Annotated in this window: 21 protein-coding genes; 7 read left to right on the forward strand and 14 right to left on the reverse strand. The window is 70.2% G+C overall.

All coding sequences use genetic code 11. From position 1 onward, the window contains the following. The first annotated feature begins 7 nt into the window (after positions 1-7). A complete protein-coding gene (locus LTT61_RS18360) occupies positions 8-553 on the forward strand; it encodes a ribonuclease H family protein (protein WP_233015326.1) in 546 nt (181 codons plus the stop codon). Positions 554-755: 202 nt separating this feature from the next. Here LTT61_RS18360 and LTT61_RS18365 read toward each other — a convergent pair whose 3' ends face one another. The 9 genes from LTT61_RS18365 to LTT61_RS18405 form a co-directional block, all read right to left on the reverse strand. Then, positions 756-1,454: a hypothetical protein gene (locus tag LTT61_RS18365; protein WP_233015327.1), complete on the reverse strand. Its 699-nt coding sequence runs from the start codon at positions 1,452-1,454 to the stop codon at positions 756-758. A gap of 67 nt (positions 1,455-1,521) precedes the next feature. Then, positions 1,522-2,688: an MlaD family protein gene (locus LTT61_RS18370; RefSeq protein ID WP_233015328.1), complete on the reverse strand. Its 1,167-nt coding sequence runs from the start codon at positions 2,686-2,688 to the stop codon at positions 1,522-1,524. Continuing rightward, the gene (locus LTT61_RS18375) at positions 2,685-3,773 is read right to left on the reverse strand and encodes an MCE family protein (RefSeq protein ID WP_233015329.1); all 1,089 of its coding nucleotides are present in this window, start codon (positions 3,771-3,773) and stop codon (positions 2,685-2,687) included. The genes LTT61_RS18370 and LTT61_RS18375 overlap by 4 nt, the downstream gene beginning before the upstream one ends. Before the next feature lie 8 nt (positions 3,774-3,781). Then, a complete protein-coding gene (locus LTT61_RS18380; RefSeq protein ID WP_233015330.1) occupies positions 3,782-4,900 on the reverse strand; it encodes an MCE family protein in 1,119 nt (372 codons plus the stop codon). Continuing rightward, complete coding sequence (locus LTT61_RS18385; protein ID WP_420094659.1) at positions 4,897-5,895, reverse strand: MCE family protein; 999 nt, start codon at positions 5,893-5,895, stop codon at positions 4,897-4,899. The genes LTT61_RS18380 and LTT61_RS18385 overlap by 4 nt, the downstream gene beginning before the upstream one ends. Beyond that, positions 5,892-6,920, reverse strand: a complete 1,029-nt coding sequence (locus LTT61_RS18390; protein ID WP_233015331.1) for an MCE family protein — start codon at positions 6,918-6,920, stop codon at positions 5,892-5,894. Before LTT61_RS18390 ends, LTT61_RS18385 begins: the two co-directional genes overlap by 4 nt. Further along, positions 6,917-8,407 (reverse strand): MlaD family protein, encoded by a 1,491-nt coding sequence (locus tag LTT61_RS18395; RefSeq protein ID WP_233015332.1) that lies wholly within the window; start codon positions 8,405-8,407, stop codon positions 6,917-6,919. Before LTT61_RS18395 ends, LTT61_RS18390 begins: the two co-directional genes overlap by 4 nt. Positions 8,408-8,410: 3 nt before the next feature. Beyond that, on the reverse strand, positions 8,411-9,274 hold the full coding sequence (locus LTT61_RS18400; RefSeq protein WP_233015333.1) for an MlaE family ABC transporter permease: 864 nt from the start codon (positions 9,272-9,274) through the stop codon (positions 8,411-8,413). A gap of 4 nt (positions 9,275-9,278) precedes the next feature. Next, positions 9,279-10,133 (reverse strand): MlaE family ABC transporter permease, encoded by an 855-nt coding sequence (locus LTT61_RS18405; protein ID WP_233021072.1) that lies wholly within the window; start codon positions 10,131-10,133, stop codon positions 9,279-9,281. 495 nt (positions 10,134-10,628) lie between these two features. On the opposite strand from LTT61_RS18405, the gene LTT61_RS18410 reads away from it, so the two are divergent. Beyond that, entirely contained in the window at positions 10,629-11,303 is a 675-nt protein-coding gene (locus LTT61_RS18410; protein WP_233015334.1) for a S1 family peptidase, read from the forward strand. A 71-nt stretch (positions 11,304-11,374) separates the two neighbouring features. Here the strand turns inward: LTT61_RS18410 and lppU are convergent, their stop codons facing one another. Next, a complete protein-coding gene (lppU, locus tag LTT61_RS18415) occupies positions 11,375-11,992 on the reverse strand; it encodes an LppU family putative lipoprotein (protein ID WP_233015335.1) in 618 nt (205 codons plus the stop codon). Positions 11,993-12,169: 177 nt separating this feature from the next. On the opposite strand from lppU, the gene LTT61_RS18420 reads away from it, so the two are divergent. Both LTT61_RS18420 and LTT61_RS18425 read left to right on the forward strand, forming a co-directional pair. Beyond that, positions 12,170-12,706 carry a DUF6764 family protein gene (locus LTT61_RS18420; RefSeq protein ID WP_233015336.1) on the forward strand — a complete coding sequence of 179 codons (537 nt, stop codon included), beginning with the start codon at positions 12,170-12,172 and terminating at the stop codon, positions 12,704-12,706. Between the two features lie 344 nt (positions 12,707-13,050). Next, complete coding sequence (locus LTT61_RS18425; RefSeq protein WP_233015337.1) at positions 13,051-13,932, forward strand: L,D-transpeptidase; 882 nt, start codon at positions 13,051-13,053, stop codon at positions 13,930-13,932. Between the two features lie 60 nt (positions 13,933-13,992). Here the strand turns inward: LTT61_RS18425 and LTT61_RS18430 are convergent, their stop codons facing one another. The 3 genes from LTT61_RS18430 to LTT61_RS18440 form a co-directional block, all read right to left on the reverse strand. Beyond that, positions 13,993-16,014, reverse strand: a complete 2,022-nt coding sequence (locus LTT61_RS18430) for a M13 family metallopeptidase (RefSeq protein WP_233015338.1) — start codon at positions 16,012-16,014, stop codon at positions 13,993-13,995. A 39-nt stretch (positions 16,015-16,053) separates the two neighbouring features. Then, on the reverse strand, positions 16,054-16,536 hold the full coding sequence (locus LTT61_RS18435; RefSeq protein WP_233015339.1) for a DUF4190 domain-containing protein: 483 nt from the start codon (positions 16,534-16,536) through the stop codon (positions 16,054-16,056). A gap of 124 nt (positions 16,537-16,660) precedes the next feature. Beyond that, on the reverse strand, positions 16,661-17,434 hold the full coding sequence (locus LTT61_RS18440) for a pirin family protein (protein ID WP_233015340.1): 774 nt from the start codon (positions 17,432-17,434) through the stop codon (positions 16,661-16,663). Between the two features lie 268 nt (positions 17,435-17,702). Between LTT61_RS18440 and LTT61_RS18445 the strand changes: the two genes are divergently transcribed. Continuing rightward, positions 17,703-18,173 (forward strand): NUDIX domain-containing protein, encoded by a 471-nt coding sequence (locus LTT61_RS18445; protein WP_233015341.1) that lies wholly within the window; start codon positions 17,703-17,705, stop codon positions 18,171-18,173. A gap of 35 nt (positions 18,174-18,208) precedes the next feature. Next, positions 18,209-19,717, forward strand: a complete 1,509-nt coding sequence (locus LTT61_RS18450) for a hypothetical protein (protein WP_420094660.1) — start codon at positions 18,209-18,211, stop codon at positions 19,715-19,717. Here LTT61_RS18450 and LTT61_RS32970 read toward each other — a convergent pair. Then, positions 19,617-20,045, reverse strand: a complete 429-nt coding sequence (locus LTT61_RS32970; protein WP_233015342.1) for a hypothetical protein — start codon at positions 20,043-20,045, stop codon at positions 19,617-19,619. The genes LTT61_RS18450 and LTT61_RS32970 overlap by 101 nt on opposite strands. 103 nt (positions 20,046-20,148) lie before the next feature. On the opposite strand from LTT61_RS32970, the gene LTT61_RS18460 reads away from it, so the two are divergent. Next, on the forward strand, positions 20,149-21,756 hold the full coding sequence (locus LTT61_RS18460; protein ID WP_233015343.1) for a DUF4185 domain-containing protein: 1,608 nt from the start codon (positions 20,149-20,151) through the stop codon (positions 21,754-21,756).

The following is a 21,756-nucleotide window of genomic DNA, read 5'->3' on the forward strand; positions in this document are numbered from 1 at the left end:
GCCTGCCATGATCATCGTGAGCACCGACGGGTCCTGCCTGCGCAATCCGGGCGGCGCCGTCGGCTGGGCCTGGGTGAACCACACCGGCGGCTCCGCGAGCGGCGGCGCCTCGACGGGCACGAATCAGATCGCCGAGCTGCGCGCCATCCTGGAGGCGATCGTGGCGCACCCCGGGCCGGAGCCGCTGCTGCTGGAGAGCGATTCGCTCTACGCCATCAAGTGCGCCTCGGAGTGGATCTCCGCCTGGCGGGTGAACGGCTGGCGCACCGCGACCGGGGGTGCGGTGAAGAACGCCGAGCTGGTCAAGCAGATCGACCGGGCCATCTCCGGCCGGCCGGGGCCGGTGCGCTTCCGCTGGGTGCGCGGCCACGTCGGCAACTACTACAACGAGCAGGCGGACGCGCTGGCCGGGGAGGCGGCGCGCAAGGCCGCCGCCACCGCGGCGGTGGCCGATGCCGTGACCGCGGAGATTCCCGCGGTCACGGCCGAGCCGGTGGAGGTCGTCCGGCCGGAGCAGCCTGCCGCGGCGGTGCCGTCGCTGACCCTGTTCTGAGCCCGCGGCACGGCGTTCGAGTTGATGGCGGCTCCGGCCGGAGCAGTCCACCGCCCGGTGCCGTCGCTGACCTGAGCCCGTGCCACGGCGTAACACACCGGGTTCGAGCCGACGGCGGCGCCGGCGGCTCGGCCCGGGCTCGAGTTCGGCCCAGGCCCGAGTTCAGCCCGGGCTCGAGTTCGGCCCGCCCGGGTCGAGTTGGCTAGCCGCCCGGGGTTGGTGCGGGTGCCGGGGTGGCGCCGCCGGGGGCCGGGGTGCCCGCACCGCCGGGCAGGCCGCTGCCCGCGCCGCGGAGCATGGGCGAGTCGAGCTTGCCGACCAGCCACTTGTCGCCGGACTTCTCCAGGTCGGCGATGACCACCACGTACTGCCGGTCCGGGGTGGGCTGGGTGAAGTTGGTGCGGTACTGGGTGAGCGTCACCAGCACCTGGGCGGAGGAATCGTCGCCGGACTGCCAGCCGCACTGCACGTCGTCGGTCCAGGACTTGACCTTGGCCTGGGTCATGGCGTCGGTGAGCGCCTGCTGCGCGTCGGAGAACTCCTTCAGGAAGTCGCCGGTGGCGCCGTCCTTCACGGTCTGGAAGTAGGTGCCGAGATCCTTGGCGTAGTCGTACTCGGAGACCGCGCGGCCGAAGTCGCAGGCGGCGCTCTTCGCCCCGGCGACGGCGTCCAGCTCGGCGCCGCGCTCCTCGGCCTGGCGCCAGAACACCACGACCGCGGTCACCGCGGCGACCGCGAGGATGCCCGCGGTGAAGGCGGCGATCAGGGGCAGCCGGGACGACCCCGGCTCGCCCGCCGCCGATGTCGCCGCGCCGGACTTGCCGAGGGCGACGCCCCCGTCACCCGTGCCGGTCCCGGCCTCGTCGGTGGTCTTGTCGGAGCCGGCGTCGTCGGTGCTCATCGATACAGTCCTGCGCTTTCCCGGCGCTGGCGCGCCGCTTCGGTCGTACTGCCGCGAGTATGCCCGCTCAGCGCACGGGAGGGAGCGTGCGCTCGTTCGGATCGACTCCCGGCGGGATGTAGGCGCCGTTGTTCGGCACATCCGGGCGCGGCGCGTTGGCGGCGCCGCGGATCTGCTGGCCGGGCGGCGGGTTCACGCAGTAGTTCCAGCGCGGCAGGGTGTCGTCGACGATGATCTCCGGCTTGAGGTAGTCCGACTGGTAGTAGCAGGTCGGCCGGGGCCAGATGTCGACGATGGTGTGGAACTCGCCGTCGTGCGCGGGCACGCCGAGCGCGTCCAGCCCGAGCGCGAGCGACGGGAAGAGCGCGCTGAGCGCGGGGGTGCGCAGCTGCGCACCGCGGGTGATCGCGACGAAGTTGGTCGCCAGCCCGGTGATCGGGTCGGTGGTGTCGCTGAGCACCGCGCCGAGGTCGCTGAAGTACTGCGGCGACTGGTCGAGCAGCGCCTTGAGCTCGGCGTCGGCGTTGTTGAACTGGGTGAAGAGCTCGCCCGAGTTCGCCGTCAGCGTGGCCAGGTCCGGCTGCGCGTTCGAGGTGGTCGCCGCGATGGTCTGCAGGTTGGCGATCAGGTTGGTGGTCTGCGGCAGCAGCGAGTCGAGCCCGGCCGCGGCCAAACTGAGCCCGTTGATCATGCCGCGCAGCTGGTCGGGGCCGCCGCTGAGCGCGATGTCGAGCTGGGCCAGGATGGTGCCGAACTTCTTCGGATCCACCTGCGCGATGAGCGCGCTGGAGTTGTCCAGCACCTGCCACACCGGAGTCGGGGTCTTGATCTTCTCCGGGTCGAAGCGGATCTCGGCGCCGTCGGCCAGGTAGGGCCCGGAGTCGGTGGCCGGGCGGAAGTCGATGTACTGCTCGCCCGCGCCGGAGAGCGCCTGCACCGAGATGGCGGTGTCCACCGGGATCGGGTACCGGCTGTCGATGGTCGCCTTCGCCGCGATCAGCTGGCCGCGGTCGGTGAGCGTGATGTCCTCGACCTTGCCGATCCGGAAGCCGCGCAGCGTGACGTCGTTGCCCGGCTGCAACCCGCCGGAGCGGTCCAGGTAGACGGTGACGGTGTACTCCGAGCGCAGCGGGTTCACCCGCATCACGCCGATCGCGAGGTAGGTGGCGCCCGCGATCAGCACGAGCACCAGCCCGATCCCGGAGAGCACCAGTTTGTTCCGCAGCAGGTTCATCGCGGCGCTCCGTTCACCCGGCTCTGGACCACCTGCAGCACCTGGATGAAGCTGCCGACGAAATCGTTCAGGTCGGTCTGGTCCGGCAGCTTGCTGTTCGGCGGGTCGGTGAGCAGCCCGATGTCCAGGTTGGAGACGGTGGCGAAGACGGCGAGGGTTTTGCCGCGGAAGCTGGCGTCCACCTTCGGCGCGATGAGGTGCAGCTGCTCCATGGCGGCGCCGAAATCGTCGCCGGTGGCGGCGAGCGCGTCCATCAGGTTGCTCAGGTTGTCCAGCAGCGAGGCCAGGTCGCCGCCGGAGGTGTTCGCGTAGTCGCCGAGCGCCGCGCTGGTCACCGCGATGCGCTGTAGCAAGTCGCCGAGCGCCCGGTTGTTCTCCGCGATGGCGCCGATCATCTGCGGCAGTGTGTCCGCCACCTGGCCCAGCTCGCCGCGGCGCGATTCCAGGGTGTTGGAGAGCGCGCCGAACTCGCCGAGCACGCTGTCGATCCGCGTGCTGTTGTCGTTCAGGCTGCCGACGACACCGGTCATCTCGGTGATCAGGTGCGCCAGCTGCTCGCCGCGGCCGCCGACGATGGAGTCCAGCTCGGTGCCGAGCCTGGTCAGGCTGGCGATGCCGCCGCCGTTGAAGAGCATGGAGACCGAGACGAGCAGCTCCTCAACGGTGGCGCCGGCCGATGTGGCCTCGATCGGCAGCGTGGCGCCGTCCTTCAGGGTCGGCGTTCCGGGCGGCGCGACCGGTTTGGAGACCGCGACGAAGACGTCGCCGAGCGGGGTGGCCTGGCGCAGCTCGGCGGTGGTGCCCTCGGGCAGCTCGATGTCCGAGCGGATCTGCATGTCGACGAAGGCCTGGAAGTTCTTGGTCGAGATGTCGGAGACCACCCCGACGTCCGAGCCGCCGATCTTCACCTTGGCCTGGTCCGGCAGGTTCAGCGCGTTCTCGAAGACCGCGCGCAGGGTGTAGGTGTCGCCGGAGGCGCCCGGCTTGGGCAGCGGCACGTTCTCCACCGAGATGCCGCAGCCGGTGAGCAGCGCCACCGTCGCGGCGGCGGTGACGGCGAGCGCCGTGCGGCGCACTCCGATCATGCGGCGCGTCATTTCGTCAGTCCGAGCAGTGCGGCGGTCAGCCCGTAGTCCGGGCCGAAGTCCTGCATGTTCCCGGTCCGGCAGCCATCCGCGCGCATCTGGATGCGCTGGCAGAAGATGCTGATCACCTCGCCGGAGAGCGCGGTGCCGATCAGCCCGTGCAGCCGGATGAAGCCCTGCTCGCGGTTCATCGTCATGTCGATGTTCTGCAGCAGCATGGGCGCGACGTCGACCACCTCGATCAGCCCGGCGGCGTTGTCGCGCAGCTGCTGGGTGACGTTGGTGAGCCCGACGAGGCTGCCCTCCAGCTGGTCCTGGTACTGGGTGAAGACCCCGCTGGTGTTGGCCAGGAAGTCCTGCAGCTGCTGCAGCGTGGCCTGCAACCCGGGGGCCTGCTCGGCGAGCAGCCCGGTCATCTGGGTGACCTGGCTGCTGAAACCACGCACCGACTGGTCGTTCTGGGCCAGCATCGTGGTCAGGTCGTTGAGCTTGATGATGATGGTGGAGACGGCGTCCCTGTTGTCCACGCCGACCTTGAGCGCGCCGGAGAGCGCGTTCAGCGTGTCCCGCAGCTTCTCGCCCTGGCCGTCCAGCATGGGGTAGAGCACCCGGCCGGAGAGCGGGCCGACCCCCTCCTGCCCCGGCTGCGGCTTCAGCGCGGCGGCGAACTGGTCGATGGTCTTGATCATCGTGTCCAGCTCGACCGGGGTCCTGGTCCGGGAGAGCGGCAGGTGGTCGCCGTCGGCCAGCTCGTCGCCGCCGGTGTAGGGCGGGGTCAGCTCGATGTGCCGGTCGGTGACGATGGAGGGCGAGACCACCGCGGCGATCGCCTCGGCCGGGTACTTCTCCCCGGACTCCAGCGACATGTGCACCTCGACGTAGGTGCCGCGCGGGATGATCTTGTCCACCTTGCCGACATCGATGCCGAGCACCCGGATCGGGTTGCCCTCGTACATGCCGGCGATGTTCTCGAAGTCGGCGGTGATCTCGATGGTGTTGCCGATGGCGTTGTTCACCGAGCTGGGCAGCAGCGAGCAGCTCGCCAGCGCGAGCGCGGTGCCGCCGAGCAGCGCGCCGCGAAGCGCTCGACCTCCGGCCCTGCTGCCGAAGCGGAACGGAATCCTCATCCCTCGCACCCCTCGATCGCCTGCGCGAAGCAGAGCCAGTTGTCCGGGAACAGCCACGGCAGCCCGACCTCCGCGTAGTTGCCGTTGCCCCACGCGTTGGTGAGGTAGCGGATCGACGGCGGCATGATGCTGAGCAGCCGGTCCAGGTTGTCCTTGTTCTTCTGCAGACCGTCGGCCATGACGTTCAACTGCTCGATGGTCGGGCCGAGCTGGTTGTCGTTCTCGGCGCCGATCTCCTGCAGCTGCCTGGTCAGCGCGGCGACATTGTCGAGCAGCTGGCGCAGCAGCCCCTGCCGCTCCATCACCCGTGCGGCGATCGCCTCGCCCTGGGTGATCACCAGCAGCACGCTGTTGCGGTTGTCCGCGAGCAGCTGGGTGACCCGGTCCATGTCCTTGAGCAGCTGGTCGACCTCGACCTTGCGCGCATCCATCACCTTGGCCAGCGCGCCGACGCTGTCCAACGCCTGCACCACCAGCTGCGGCGAGTCGCCGAGCTGCTTGTTCACCAGGTCCAGCGATTCGGCCAGCTTGACGGTGTCCAGCTCCTCGAACTTGGGCGTGCCGATCTGCACCACGTCGGCCAGGTTGTACGGGACCGCGGTGTTGGAGAGCGGGATCCGGTCGTCCGGGAGGCCGCTGCCGTCGCCCGGCTCGACGTCGACGTAGCGGGCGCCGAGCAGGGTGGCCATCTTGATCGAGGCCCGCGCGTCCGGGCCGAAGTCGACACTCCGGTCCACGTTGGCGCTGATCACCACGTGGTCGCCGTCGAGCTCGGCGCCGGTGACGGTGCCGACCGCGACGCCGGCCACGTTCACCCGGTCACCGACCCGGATGCCGGCGGCCTGCGCGAACTCCATCTGGAGCGAGCGGTCGCCGACGCCGAGCATCCGGAACGAGCTGGAGACGATCAGCAGCAGCACGATGACGAGGGCGCCGAGGACGCCGAGCCAGAAGTAGCGGTTGCTCTCGAAGCGGGAGCGGAGTTTCGCGATCACGGCCTGCACACCGCCGAATGCCCGTTGCCGCCGATCTGCGAGAACAACCCGCGCGGGAAGAGCACGCCGTACAGCGAGACGTCGAGGCCGCAGAGGTAGGCGTTGGCGTAACTGCCCTCGGAGACGAAGCTGCCCGCGTTGGAGAGCACGCCGGGCAGGTCGACCGCGGCCTGGTCGAGGACCGGGCCGTTGGCGATCAGCAGGGTCAGCGCGGCGCTGGTGGAGTTCTGCGCCGCCAGCAGCTTGGGCTGGATGGTGCCGACCATGCCGACGAGCGCCTCGGCGGCGTCGGCGATCTGCACGGTGGACTGCTGCAGGCTCTGGCCCTGGTCGTACAGCCCGCCGATCAGTGCCCTGGTCTGGGTCACCAGCGTCTCCAATTCGTCACCTCGCTTGGCGAGCCCCGACATCACGCCGGAGAGGTTGGTGATCACGTCGGTCAGGATGGCATCGCGGCGCTGGAAGTCGGTGGCCAGCGTGGCCGCCTGGGTGATGAAGGCGCTCAGCGAGACCCCGTCGCCCTGCAGCGCCTGGATGAAGGTCTCCGAGAGCTGGTTCACCTGCTCCGGCTGCAGCACCTGGAAGAGCGGCTGGAAGCCGTTGAGCAGCGCCGAGATGTCGAACGACGGCTCGGTCAGCTCCAGCGGGATGGTGCCGTTGCTCTTCAGCGGCTGCGAGCTCGGCGAATCACCCGGCGCCAGCGCGATGTAGCGCTGGCCGATCAGGTTCTGGTACCTGACCAGCGCCTTGGTGTCGTCGAAGATGGTCTGGTCGCGCTGCAGCACGAAGGTGACCCTGGCGTCGTTGTTGGTGTCAAGGTCGATCTTCTCGACCTTGCCCACCCGGACGCCTGCCATCCGGACGTCGTCGCCCTTCTTGAGCCCGAGCACGTCGGAGAAGGTGGCGGTGAAGGTGTTGGTCTCGCCCTCGACGACCCGGGCCAGCGTGTTCCAGACGAGCACGGTGACCAAGATCGAGACGATGGCGAAGAGGCTGAATCCGATGAGCGGCTTGCGGATGCTCATCGGCTGTCACCGCTGGTGGTCAACGTCATCCCCTTCGTGATCGAACCGAGCAGCAGGTACTCCGCCGCGGTGGGTTGCCTGCCGAGGTACCTGGTGATCGCGGCATCGCCGGTGTAGGCGATGGGCTCCGCCGGAGCCGCGGCCGGCTCGGCGGGTGCGACAGGTTCCGCGGGTGCGGCGGGGGCCGGGGTGGGGCCGGGGGCGGGAGCACCGAGCAGCGGCGGCAGCATCGGGAAGAGGCCCTCCAGCGGGGTTCCGGCGAACGGCACCGGCGCGGCGCCCGCGGCGGGCAGCGGGGCGGACGGGGTGGTGATGCCGGGCAGCACCGGCATCCCGGGCAGCTGCACCAGCGGCGGCAGCCCCGCCGCGGCGTCCAGCCTGCGCGGCGCGAGCGACTCCGGCAGCGGCGGGATCTCGGCGACCGCGGGTGCGGTGAAGCAGCTCGGGCCGGCCAGGTCGCCGTAGCGCGGGCAGTCCGCGACGGTGTTCGGCTGGTAGGGCGTGAAGGTGATGCCCATGTTCCAGACCATCTGCTGCTGCGGCCCCCAGCGGAAGACGGTGTTCAGCTTCTGCATCGAGCGGTTCAGGTTCACGATCGCCTGGGTGACCGAGGCAGGGTCGGAGGCGAGCGAGCCGAACATGCTGCTCGTCCCCGCGGTGACCTGCTTGCCGACATCCGGGTTCTGCGCGAACAGGTTGTTGATGGTGTCGAAGGTGCCGCCGGCGCCGGTGATCAGCGCGACCAGCTGCGACCTGCGGTCGGAGATGGTCGTCGCGGTCTGCACCGAGCTGCCGAGCACGTTCACCAGCTCCGGCGCCGACTCGTTCAGCGCGCGGAAGGACGAGGAGAAGTCGTTCAGCATGACGCCGAGGTTCGGGATCGACTGATCCACGCCGGTCAGCCAGCGGTCGACGCGCTCGATGGTGGAGCCGGGCATCCGGCCGCTGCCGTCCAGCGCCTGCGAGAGCGTGCCGAGCACCCGGCCGAACTGCACCGGGTCGATCTCGTTCAGGATGTTGCGCACGGTGGTCAGGGTGTCCTGCAGCGCGATGGTGCCCTTGCTGCGGTCCTCCTCGATCTGCGCGCCCTCGGTCAGGTACTCGTCGGAGGGGCCGTTGAAGACCAGCTCGACCGAGGTGACGGCGAAGAGGTTGGACGGAACCACCCGCGCGGTGACGTTCGCCGGGATGCCGCTCGCGAAGTCCGGGTTCAGCTCGATCTGCACCTTCTGCAACTCGCCGCGGGCCGCGACCTCGACATCGTCGACGGTGCCGACCAGCACGCCGCGGAACTTCACGTCCGCCTCGGCGGGCAGCCCGTCACCGGTGGTGGTCAGGTTGGCGACCACGTTCACCTTCGAGACGAAATAGCCCTGGTAGCGCGCCATCAGGAAGACCAGGAGCAGCGCGAAGACGAGCAGCCCGCAGCCGCCCGCGATCAGCATCTGCCTGACGGTGGGCCCGCGCCCACTGGGATCGATGATCATCGCCTACCCCGAGATCCGGATTCCGGGGTTGACGCCCCAGATGGCCAACGTCATGAACAGATCGGCGAACACCACCACGATGATGCACATCTTGATCGCGCGGCCCGCCGCCACGCCGACGCCCTCGGGGCCGCCGGAGGCGAAGAAGCCGTAGTAGCACTGGATGAAGGTGGTGATCGCGACGAAGATGATCGCCTTGAGCAGCGAGTACAGCACGTCCGTCGGGATCAGGAATTGGTAGAAGTAGTGCTGGTAGGTGCCGCTGGCGGTGCCGCCGATCAGCTGCACGGTCATGGCGCAGGAGACGTAGGCCATGGCGAGGCCGAGGCAGTAGAGCGGGACGATCGCCAGGATCGCGGCGAAGATCCTGGTGCTCACCAGGTAGGGCAGCGGGCGGATGGCCACCGACTCCAGCGCGTCGATCTCCTCGGAGATCCGCATCGCGCCGAGCTGGGCGGTGAACCGGCAGCCTGCCTGCGCGGCGAAGGCGAGCGAGGCGAGCAGCGGGCCGAGTTCGCGGGTGGTGGCGAAGGCCGAGATGGCGCCGGTGATCGGGCTGAGGCCGAGCAGGTTCAGCGAGGTGTGGCCCTGGATGCCGACGGTCATGCCGCCGAACGCGCTCAGGATCAGCACGACGCCGATGGTGCCGCCGCCGACGATCAGGTTGCCGTTGCCCCAGGTGACGTCGGAGAGCAGCCGCCAGACCTCCTTGGGGTACTGGCGCAGCGCGAGCGGGATCGAGCCGAGCGCGCGCAGGAAGAAGAACACCTGGTGGCCGAGGCGGCCGAGCATGTCGACCGGGGCCTTGGCGGTGCGCTTCAGTTGGTTCAGCGGCCGCAGCAGCGGCGGCACATATGTCGACGACACCGGCTCAGACCACCTGTGGGGGGAAGATTGCGTTGTAGATCTGCGTGATGATCAGGTTGACGCCGAAGAGCATGATCGCCGAGCTGACCACCGCGGAGTTCACGGAGTTCGCGACGCCGCCGGGGCCGCCGCGGGTGTTCAGCCCGGTGTCGCAGGCGATGATCGCCGCGAGCAGGCCGAAGATCGTCGACTTGACCAGGGCGACGAGCAGGTCCCTCGTCACCGCGAACGAGGAGAAGGTGCCGACGTAGCTGCCCGGCGTGCCGTCCTGCGCGAAGATGTTGAAGATGTAGCCGGTCAGGAAGCCGACGAAGACGACGAAGCCGCAGAGCAGCAGGCTGACCAGCATGGCCGCGCCGAGCCGCGGCGCGACCAGGCGGCGCATCGGGTCCACGCCCATCACCTTCATGGCGTCGATCTCCTCGCGGATGGTGCGCGAGCCGAGGTCGGCGCAGATGGCCGAGCCGACCGCGCCCGCGATCATGATCGAGGTGACCAGCGGGGCGCCCTGCTGGATGATGCCGAGGCCGTTGGCCGCGCCGATGAACGACGTCGCACCGACCTGCCCGGCGACCGCGCCGACCTGAATCGAGACGATCACGCCGATCGGAATGGCGACCAGCAACGTCGGGGCGGCAGCGACATTGGCCATGAACGCGCATTGCCGGACGAATTCCCCGAACGGGAAACGGCGGCGGAATATCGCGACGAACAACTCGGCGACCGCGGCAATCCCCATGAGGATCTGCCTGCCGAAGGTCTCGAGCGAACGCTTCGGGTGATCTTCCCAGTACCCCTTTGTCCAATCGACCGCGCCACTCAGCCGCGACCCCGTGGGTGGACTCTTGGTCGACTGCACTGTTCCAACCCCTTCTCGACGCCGGTTACCTGCTCCGACGACTTGCATCGCTCGGAGCACCTTACTACGGGGTAGCCCGGAACACAGCACACCCCTGTGATTGGCGTCATAGATACCGGCCACTGCACGAACCGGGCCACGAATCGTCACAACACCCCGGACATTTTCCGACTTCCGGTATCCAACCAATAAGAACACGTTTCACAAAGACCTCGATGAGCGGGGCTTCCCGAGTGCACGAGTGTTATTTCTCGAATAGGTTTCATTCAAATTCCCATCAGCCTTCCGCGCGACCCCGCGGTCACGCTTCGGCCACGAGCGGACCGGCGGGTTCCGGTTAGCCATGCCGACCTGCTATCACCGGATGGAAGAAACACGGCGTGGCGTCTGTCGAAATCGCAGGTCGTCGGAAGGATGCCGCACCCGGCCGCGATTACTGACACGATGGGTCCGCGCGATTGATATCGTGCGGGCTTTCGGCAGATCTGGAGGGACATGTTCAGCAAACTCGCCACGGTGGTTCGCGCCGCCTGCACCGTCGCGCTCGGAGCGGCGCTGCTCGGGCCCGTCGCGGGCGCCGCGCAGGCGCAGCCGGGCGCGCCGGTGCTCGGCGGTGGCTCCGGCATCGTCATCGACGACGCCTTCGAGTGCACCCTCACCACCGTTGGCTACGACGGCGCGGGCAGGCTGGTCGGGATCACCGCCGGCCACTGCGGCGATCCCGGCGCACAGGTGTACGCCGAAGCGGACCGCGGGGCCGGGGTGGTCGGTAGCTTCGTGCACTCCGACCCGCGCCTCGACTACGCCGTCATCCAGTTCCAGCCGGGCCGCGTCACCCCGGTGAACCGGGTCGGCAACGTCACCATCGCGGGCATCGGCGGGCCCGCCGCGTTCCCGATGATCGTCTGCAAGGAGGGCCGCACCACCGGCAACACCTGCGGCATCTCCTGGGGCGACGTCTTCGCCACCAATATCGAGACCTGGTCGCAGATGTGCGTGGTCGAGGGCGACTCCGGCGCGCCGGTGGTGGTCGGCAACCAGCTGGTCGGCATGGTCAACGCGTACCTGGCGTTCGCCTGCTACGGCCCCGAGGTCGGCACCAACATGACCACGATCATGGACGACCTGAACGGTCGCAACAGCATCGGCTCGGGCTTCCGCCCCATCTGAGCCGTCGCACAGAAAGAAGGAGCGGGTGGGCCGACCGGCCCACCCGCTCCTTTTCTTGTCGGGCGTGTCGCCTACAGGTCCTCGACGCAGACCACGAAGCGGCGGTCGGAGTACTTGAACCCGGAGCCGCTGCTGCAGGCGCTCACGTCGTCGGTGCCCTGCACGATGTTGGTGACCTTGATGCCCTCGATGGCGGATTCGGTGCAGTCGATCCGCTTGGGGTCGTCGCCGCCGACGTCCATGCAGCCGCCGACCACCCAGTCGATGTCGAGGCAGAGTGCCCCGGTCTGCACGCTGTTGACGGTCTCGGCGTAGTAGTTGTCCCGGTCACCGATGCAGCCGGTGCTGGTCGGCGCCTTCCCGATGACCTTGTAGTTGGAGGCGCGGCTACCGCAGGACGCCTTGGCGATGGTGGCGTCGTTGATGGTGCCGCCGAGCGTCACGCAGTCGCCGATCGATGCCTCGAAATCGATGTTGCCGCCGTTGTTGCTGTTCGACGGGGTCGGCTTGCCGCTGGAGGGCTTGCCGGACGGCTTCGGGGTACTCGTGGTGGAGACGGCGTCGACGGTGCCGTTGCCGATCTCGGGCTGCGCCGTCCCGGTGACGGTGGAGCTACACCCGATGAGGGTCAGCGCGGCGACCGCGCCGAAGGTGGCCGTGAGTACACGGCGAACGACGAGACGAGACACGAAACAGTCCTCCCGAGCCTGTAACGCTCCGAACTCGTACCCCCGTATGAATCCGAAGTGGCATAGCGATGCTGGAAATATCAAGCAATGCTTACACCATCCCGGGGCAGCGCGTCGAGTGGAGGCGCGCGGACAGGGGCTGCGTAAGGTGGACTCGGGGGCGAAAGGGGACTCGACATGAAGCTGATCAGCGCGATCGTCTGCTCCGCCGCCGTCGGCACCTCGTTCCTGCTGCCGGGAACGGCCTCCGCCGCGCAGGTGCGCTGCGCCTCGGCGAACGGCGCCGACGTCACCCTGATCGAGGGCGGGGCGGGCTGCCGCGCCTCCTCGGACGCCTCCGGGCAGGCGCACGCGGCCGGGCTGGACGGCGTCGGCTACGCGAGCGCCGCGGCGGGCGCGAGGGCGCTCGGCATCGGCGCCGCGGGCGGCGTCGGGGTGAGCGAGGGGAGCACCGGCATCCCGATCGCGCTCGGCTACGGCAGCGACGCCGTCGCCCGGACCACGATCACCGCCGCCGACCCGGCCCGCCCGGTGGCGGTCACCATCGCGCTGGAGGGCTCGCGCGCGCAGGTGCGCACCGAAACGGGCGAGGTGATCTGCCTCGGCACCGCCGCGCTCGCCTGGGACGCGGCCACCGGCCGTGGCTGCCTGGCGACCCCGTTCGGGCGCTGGCTCACCTCGGACGCACCGTCCGCACAGCCTGCCTCTGAGTGATTTAGCTCACCGAAAAGTTTGGGTAGCGGGTGATTCCAGATTGCCCGCGACCGCCCCGCACCTCATCCACAACCGCTATGAGCGGCACCTTTCTCCACGCCACCGGCACCCCATTCCGAACAGTGACCTGAGTCACTACTCCGGCTATGCGCTATGACTCGCCGGGAGAACTGGCCCCGACCCGGGGTAGCCCGGTAGGAATGACGCCAGGGTCGGGTCGTCATCAGTGCGGGGCCGCTTCACCGGGCACCGCGTCACCGAAGAATCTCATCCGCCGGCAGGCGTCAGCGCACACGCGCGCGCTCCGCCGGTGGGCGTGCAGAGATGGAATGGACGAGAAACCTATGCATGTCGCTCTGAGCAGCGGGACCGTGAGCCGGGTCCGGCGAGGCATCCTGCTGTCGGCGGCGATCGCGGCGGCCTCTGCCCTGATCGCCGCGCCCGCGCAGGCGGAGCCGCTGTTCCCCGGGATCGACACCGGCTCCGGTAACGGCGCCGTGCTCCCGCCCGCGGAGCCGCAGGCCAACTTCGCGCCGCCCTCGATCAATATCGCCGACGGCGAAACGGTCGGGGTCGCGCAGCCGATCGCGATCACCTTCAAGGAGCCGATCGGGGATCGCGCCGCCGCCGAGCGGGCCATCAAGGTCACCGCGTCGACCGAAACCCCCGGGCACTTCTACTGGCGCTCGGACCAGCAGGTGCGCTGGCGGCCGAACGACTACTGGCCCGCCAATATCGACGTCACGGTGAAGGCGGGTGACACCACCAGCGCCTTCCGGATCGGCGATGCCGTCATCGCGACCGCGGACGACAACACGCACACCCTCACCGTCACTCGCAACGGCGAGGTGATCCGGGAGATGCCGACCTCCATGGGCAAGCCCAAGCACGAGACGCCGAACGGCATCTACTACGTGGGCGATCGGCAGAAGTCGATGGTCATGGACTCCTCCACCTACGGCGTACCGGTCACCGACCCCGAGGGCTACAAGCTCGACGTCGAGTACGCGACCCGGATCTCCAACAGCGGCATCTTCGTGCACGCGGCGCCGTGGTCGGTGGGGCAGCAGGGCCGGGCCAATGTGAGCCACGGCTGCCTGAACCTCAGCACCGAGGACGCCAGGTGGTTCTTCGAGAACGCCACGAAGGGCGATCCCGTCGTGGTGCAGAACACCGACGGCGGCACCCTCTCCAGCGCCGACGGCCTCGGCGACTGGAACCCCTGATCTGCCCGTCCCCCTGCAGGCGAACGCCCCCGGTCTCGCGACCGGGGGCGTTCGTCGTTCTCACCAGATCTGCACGCGCTCGGCGGGCTCCAGGTAGAGCCCGTCGCCCGGCCGCACCCCGAACGCCTCGTGGAAGCTGTCGATATTGCGGACGACGGCATTGCAGCGGAACTCCGGCGGGGAGTGCGGGTCGACCGCGAGCCTGCGGATCGCCTCCTCCGGCCGCGCCTTGGTGCGCCACACCTGGGCCCAGCCGTAGAAGACCCGCTGCAGCCCGGTGAGGCCGTCGATCACCGGCGGCTCGGCGCCGTTCAGCGAGATCCGGTAGGCGGCCAGGGCGATCGAGAGGCCACCGAGGTCGCCGATGTTCTCGCCGATGGTGAACTCGCCGTTCACCGTGTTCTCGTCCGGCAGCGCCTGCGGGGAGAGCACGTCGTACTGGGCGATCAGCGCCTTGGTCCGGATGCCGAACTCGGCGCGGTCGGCATCGCTCCACCAGTCGACCAGGTTGCCGTCGCCGTCGTACTCGGCGCCCTGGTCGTCGAAGCCGTGCCCGATCTCGTGGCCGATCACCGCGCCGATGCCGCCGTAGTTGGCGGCGTCGTCGGCGTGCACGTCGAAGAACGGCGGCTGCAGGATGGCGGCCGGGAAGACGATCTCGTTCAGGCCGGGGTTGTAGTAGGCGTTCACGGTCTGCGGGGTCATGAACCACTCGCCGCGATCGACCGGGCCGCCCAGCTTGCCGAGGTCGCGGTCGAACTCGGCGGCGTAGCCGCGGCGGTAGTTGCCGACCGGGTCGGCGGGGTCGATCACGATGGCCGAGTAGTCCCGCCAGCTGTCCGGGTAGCCGATCTTCGGGGTGAACTTCTCCAGCTTGGCCAGCGCCGCGGTCCTGGTCTCCGGGCTCATCCAGGGCAGCTCGGCGATATTGCGCCGGTACGCCTCCTGCAGGTTGCCGACCAGCTCCAGCATCCGGTCCTTCGCCTCCGGCGGGAAGTGCCTGGCCACGTAGAGCTTGCCGACCGCCTCGCCGAGCAGCTCCTGCACCAGCGCGACCCCGCGCTTCCAGCGCTCGCGGTTCTCGGTGGCGCCGGTCAGGGTGCGGCCGTAGAAGGCGAAGTTCTCCGCGACCAGCTCGTCGGTGAGGTACGGGGCGCGGGCGCGCAGCACCTGCCAGGCGGCCCAGGCCTGCCAGTCCGCGAGCGGAAGCTCGGCCCAGGCGGCCGCGAAGGCGCCGAGGTAGGAGGGCTGGCGCACCACCAGCTCGGCGAAGACCTCCGCGCCCGGCCGGTCCAGCCCGGCGGTCAGCGCGTCGGTCCAGGCCGCCCAGTCGAAGCCGGGGTGCTCGGCGGCGAGCGCGGCGAGGGTGGTCGGGTTGTAGCTCGCCTTGGCGTCGCGGCGGCGCACCACGTCCCAGTGGCCCGCGGCGAGGGTGCGCTCCAGCTCCAGCACGCGGGTGCCGATGCCGTCCAGGTCGGCGGGGAGCAGCGGGCGCACTCGCTCGTCGGCGGCGGCGACCGCGAAGATCCGGCCGATGTGCGCGACGTACTCCTCGCGGATGCTCGCGTACTCGTCGCCGCGGTAGTACGACTCGTCCGGGAGGCCGATCCCGGACTGGGTCAGGTACACCAGGTAGCGGGTGGAATCCTTGTCGTCGGTGTCGACGTAGACGCCGACCGCGCCGCGCACGCCGGTGCGCTGCACCCTGCCGAGCAGGGCCGCGAAGGCGGAGCGGTCGGCGACCTCGGCCACCGCGGCGAGTTCGTCGGCGATGGGCCCGGCGCCGGCGGCAGCGATCGCGGCCTCGTCCAGGAAGCTGCTGTAGAGGTCGCCGATCCGCCTGGCGTCGCTGCCCGCGGGCGCCGCGGACTCGGCGGCCTCCAGGATGATCGCCCTGACGTCCCGCTCGGCCTGGTCGTACAGGGTGCGGAAGGCGCCGTCGACGGCGCGGTCGGCGGGGATTTCGTAGTCGGCCAGCCACTTGCCGTTGACGTGCGTGAACAGGTCGTCCTGCGCTCGCACGCCCTCGTCGAGGTAGCTGAGATCGATACCGGAAGGACGGGTGAGTTCATCGGAGGTCACACCTCCAGTATGCCGACGCACCCGCCTTCCGGGGTGGGGTCAGTTGGTCGGGCCGGGGGTGATGGTGATGCTGAACCGGTCCTGGACGTTCTGGTTGAACTCGTCCTCGCACTGCTGCACCTTGGCCTGGTCGTTGCCCGCGCTGCTGACGCAGTCGACGAAGTCGGTGAAGCCCGCGTCCTCGAAGATGTTCCAGAAGAACAGCCCGAGCACCACGCTGATCACGATGCCTGCCAGGCCGAGCAGCGCGCCCGCGATCGCCATGCCGCCGCCCGCCGCGGTGCCCGCCCGCGCCTTGACCCCGGCGATCAGCCCGAAGATGATCGCGAAGACGCCGAACAGGATGCCGCCGACCAGGGTCCAGCAGCTGAGCAGCGCGATGATGCCGAGGACCAGCGCGGTGATCGCGAGCCCCTTGCCCTTGGGCGACTCCTGCCAGTAGCCGGGCTGGCCGGGCTGCCCGGGCGGCGGGGGGTACTGCCCGGACGGCGGGTACTGGCCCGGGGGCGGGTAGTGCGACATGGCTGTCCTCTCGGTCGGGGGCCGTGCGCCGGACCGGTGCGGTGCGGCATGCGCTCGCCGGGGAATCGCACCGGTGGGGATCGGATGTTAATGATGCCGGGAAAAGATGTCCGGCAGGCGACGCTCAGTCCGCGCCGAGCCGCGCGTGCATCTCCCAGATCAGCACCTCGGACGGGCGCAGCGCGGTGATCCGCTGGCCGCCGGTGCGGGTGGCGCGCACCGCGTCGCCCTCGTCCAGCGGGCCCGCGCCCTCCATCGTCACCTCGCCGCGCGCGACGAAGACGTGCAGGTACAGCGCGGTGGGTAGCTGCACCGTCTGCTCCGGCGCCAGCCGCGCCACGTGCAGCGCGGCGTGCGAGCTGTTCAGCGCGATGGCGGCGTGCTCGCGGTGCCTCGGCATGCCGGAGGCGACCGTGATCAGCCCGCCGCGGGCCAGCTCGTCGTCGATCTCGCGCTGCTGGTAGCCGGGGGTGAGCCCGGGCTCGTCCGGCACCACCCACATCTGCACGAAGTGCACCGGCTCGTCGTGCGCGGTGAAGCGCGGGTCGGCGCGCCAGGAGTCGTTCTTCTCGGAGTGCAGGATGCCGGTGCCCGCGCTCATGCGCTGGGCCAGCCCCGGGTAGACGACGCCGCTGTGGCCGAGCGAATCCTGGTGCACCAGGCTGCCCTCCAGCACCCAGGTGACGATCTCCATGTCCCGGTGCGGGTGCGTCTCGAAACCCTGGCCCGGCGCCACCACGTCGTCGTTGTTCACCAGCAGCAGCCCGTGGTGCGTGTTCTCCGGGTCGTAGTGCGGGCCGAAGGAGAAGGAATGCTTGGAATCCAGCCAGGCGATTCGGGTCTTCATTCGGTCGCCGGCCCGATGGATGTCGATGTGCGGTGTGGTGAGCGTTGACACCCGCCCTCCTCTCGGTCTTTCTTCAGGTTAGGAGCACCGGTGGTCGCGGTTCCCCGAATTCCTCGTGAAAAGTCCGGCGCATCGGACTTTACGCGGACGACCGCCGCATGAACGGACCGTGACGAACCGGGCGCGATTCGCCCGATGCCGCGGGTATACGGCAGAGTGGACGAACCGGCGCGGGGGAACGGTCGCCGGTGGGCGGGGCGCGCGGCCGCGGCGGAACGCCGAATGCCGAGCGGCACAACGTGAGCGGAGGTGGCGGGCCATGCGACCCGATGTGCTCGAACGGTTGGAGCGCGAACTCCGGGGTACCGCCGCGCGTGACGGGATTTCGGATTTCGTGGTCGGCGTGGCGGTGTTCCGCGAACACAAACTGCTGGTGGTCCGGCGGGTGCCCGGCGACTATCGCGGCGGTTTGTACGAGCTGCCCGGCGGCGGGGTGGAATCCGGCGAGACATTCGCGGAATCGGTAGCCAGGGAACTGCTGGAGGAATCCGGGCTGCGGCTGCGCCGGATCACCGAATACCTCGGCGCCACCGACTACGCGACCAGGCGCCGGGCGCGGGTGCGGAAATTCGGATTCCTGGTGGAAACCGAGCCGGGCGAGGTATCGCTCGCCCCCGGCGAACACGACGACCACGCCTGGATCGACGCGGAATCGCTCTCCGGGCTGCCGATGGCGGAGGACGTCCGCGAGGCGGTGCGGGCCCTCGTCGAGGAGCCGCGCGCCTCGTGACCGGTGCCATCGCCCGTGACCGGTAACCTCACCCCGTGTCCGGTGTGCGGGAGCGGTGGGGTTCGGGTGTGCAGGCTGTCCGCACGCACCCCGCGGCGCTGCGGCTGTCGCTGGTCCGGTTCGCCGCGCAGTTCGGCGACGGGGTGTTCCAGGCCGCGCTCTCCGGCGCGATTCTCTTCAACCCAGAGCGGGAGACCGATCCGGCGGCCATCGCCGCCGGTTTCGCGGTGCTGTTGCTGCCGTACTCGCTGATCGGGCCCTATGCGGGGGCGCTGCTCGACCGCTGGGATCGGCGCAGGGTGTTGCTCGGCGCGAGCCTGCTGCGGCTGCTGCTCATCGTCGCGGTGAGCCTGAGCCTGCTCGGCGGGGCCTCGTCGGAGCTGCTGCTGATCGGCGCGCTCGCGGTGGTCGGGATCAGCCGGTTCGTCTCCGCCGGGGTCTCCGCGGCGCTGCCCCTCGTGCTGCCCGCGCGGCTGCTGGTGCCGATGAACTCGGTGCTGGCCACGGTGGCGTCCGGGTGTGCGGCGGGCGGTGCCGCGGTGGCGGTCGGGGTGATCGGTGCGTTCGGGGCGGGGGACAGTGCGTCGGCGATCGCGGTGGCGGTGGCCGGGAGCGGGCCGCTGCTCGGTGCGCTGCTGGTCGCGGGGTTCCCGCCGGGCCGGCTCGGGCCGGGTGCGGAGTTCGGACCCGTTTCAGGACTCGGCCTCGGCACGGGAACGAGCACGGGTGCCGACCTCGATCGCCGCCCCGGGCCGGAGCGCGATGCCGACATCGGTGCGGGTGCGCAGCGGCGGCGGGCCGTGCGGGCCGATCTGCTGGCGGTGGCGGCGGGGCTGCGGACCGGGGCGGTCGCGGTCTGGCGCTCGCCGGAGGTCACCACCGCGATGTTCGGGATCGGCGCGCACCGCGTCGTCTTCGGGATGAACACGCTGGTCATGGTGCTGGTGCTGCGCCGACCGGATTCGGGGGAGGCGGGCGTCGGCTCCGGGCTGCTCGGCTTCGGGGTGGCGATCGGCGTGACGGCGGCGGGCATGCTGCTCGCCGCGGTGCTCACCCCGCTGCTGATTCCGCGGCTCGGCCGTCCGCGCACGGTGCTGGCCGGGCTGGTGCTGGCGACCGTGGTGCAGCTGACGCTGGTGACGCCGATCGCGGTCGCCGCGGCGGGGCCGGCCGCGCAGCGCGCCCAGTACCTGCTGCTCGCGGGCGCCTTCCTGCTCGGCCTGGCCGGGCAGACGATCAAGCTCACCGGCGATGCCACCATGCAGCTGGATATCGATGACACGCACCGCGGGCAGGTCTTCGCCCTGCAGGACACCGTCTTCAACATCACCTTCGTGCTGGCGCTGGCCGCGACCGCCACGGTGGTGCCCGCCGACGGGCGCTCACTCCCGGTCGTGCTGGCGGGCGCCGGCTGCTACCTCGCCGGGATCGCCGCCGTCCTGCTCACCGGCCGCCGGGCGCGGGCCGAGGTTCGGCCTGCGGCGCGAGCAGACACGGGCCGGGCGGCCAGGAGATATCCGGCCCGGCCGAAGCAGGCGCGGTAGCCCGGCCATCCGCCTCCCCCCGGACCGTCCACCCGAGCGGCTCGGCCGCCGCGTCCTCCGGCACCCCGGTGACCTGGTGATCCCAGGTACCGAGCCCGGTCGGATCGGTATAGAAGTGGTCGAGCACCCCGTCGTCGGTGAGATCGAGCGCGGACAGCTCGGCGATGCCGTCCCGATCGGCGTCCCAGAGCGCGTCGTCGAGCAGCCCGTCCCCGTCGAAATCCAGCCGCACCGCGTCGAGTGCCCCGCCGAGCGCCAGGTCGGCCGGGCTCGACCAGCCGTGCACCACACCGTCGCCGGTCCCGAAGACGTACTCGATCTCGCTCATACCGGCTTGGACGCGGCACGCCGGGCGCCGGTTCCGGGTAGGTTGTGGCTGCTCGGCCGTTCCACGTCCTCGGATCCCGCTCGACGACAGGAGTGCACCGCAGATGGGTCGTGCCGGAAAGCGCGCACCGCTGATGTCCGCGCTGGTACTGGCCGGAGCCTTCGGCATGCCGAACGCGCAGGCCGCGCCGCATCCCTGGGCGCCGCCGCCGGTGAACAGCTGCGGCGAGACCGGGTTCGACCCGCTGCTCCGCGCCCCCGACCCGAGCGCACCGCCCGCACCCCCGATCCAGATCCCGGAGGTCATCGAGATCCCGGTGCTCTGGCCGGAGTTCACCCCGGTCCCGGTGCCCGACCCGCCGCAGAACGACACCCGCGTCGCCCAGCCCCCGCTGCCTGCCGACCCGTGCCACAACCCGTGCCCGGACGTCCGCGGGTCGGTACGCCCCGATGAGCCGTCCACCGGCACCGATCCCGACCCGCACCCCGGCGCCGCACCGCAGCAGAAACCGGGCTCCGGCAGCGCGGGTTCCAGCGGTTCAGGTTCGGGTTCCGGTTCGGGCGAGCCGATCAAGCTGCCCCGGGTCGTGATCAAACCGGAGGTCGAGCCCATTCCGATCCCGGTGCCCGGCGGCCCCGGCCCCGAACCGCAGCCCGCCCCGCCGCCGGTGGTGAACCCCGTCGAGCCGGGCCCGGTCGCGAAACCGGTCGCCGCACGCTCGGTGGCCGAGGTCTCGGTGGTCGGGCAGGTGACCGGCCCCGGCTCGGAGAACCGCACCGATATGCGCTGGTCGGTGGATGGCACCGACCTCGGATTCGTCTACGAGAGCAAGCCGGGCGAGGTGGCCGTCGTCTTCGGCGACACCTTCGGCGAAGGCTGGGGCCCCGGCGGCGTCGGCACGCCGGAGGAGGACTGGCGCAGCAACGTGCTCGGCTTCAGCACCGACCGCGACCTGGCCGACGGCATGACCATCGACACGATGGTGCAGGACAGCCCGTGCCACGCCGCCGAGGTGCTCGGCAGCCGCAAGATCAAGAACTGGGAGACGACCACCATCCCGACCTCCGGTTTCGCGCTCGGCGAGCGGCAGTACCTGAGCTACATGTCGGTGAACCGGTGGAGCCGGATTCCCGGGCTGTGGTGGACCAACCACGGCGGGCTGGCCTGGTCCGACGACGGCGGCCGCACCTGGACCAAGGACCAGCACGCGAAGTGGGAGAACCTCTTCGGGCTCGGCCGATTCCAGGTGGCGGCGATGGTGCCGCACGACGACTACGTCTACATGTTCGGCACCCCGAACGGCCGGATCGGCGTGGCCGGGCTGGCCCGGGTGGCGCAGGCCGACGTGGCGAACAAATCCGCCTACCAGTACTGGGTGAACGGCAGCTGGGCCCCGGCCGCGGAGAATCGGGCGACGCCGCTCTTCCTCGGGATGGCCAGCGAGCTCTCGGTGCGCCACGACGCCGCCTCCGGCCAGTGGCAGATGACCTACCTGGACTCGATGACCGGCGCCATCGTGCTGCGCACCGCCGCGGAGCCGCAGGGCGTCTGGAGCGACGCGGTGCCGCTGGTCTCCACCGCCGACTACCCCAAGACCTACGGCGGCTTCATCCACCCCTGGTCCACCGGGGGGGACCTGTACTTCCTGCTCTCGGCCTGGGACAGCTACAACGTCTACCTGATGCACGCCAGGCTGAACGAGCCGCGCTGA

The organism is Nocardia asteroides (genome assembly GCF_021183625.1).
Lineage (GTDB): Bacteria > Actinomycetota > Actinomycetes > Mycobacteriales > Mycobacteriaceae > Nocardia > Nocardia asteroides_A.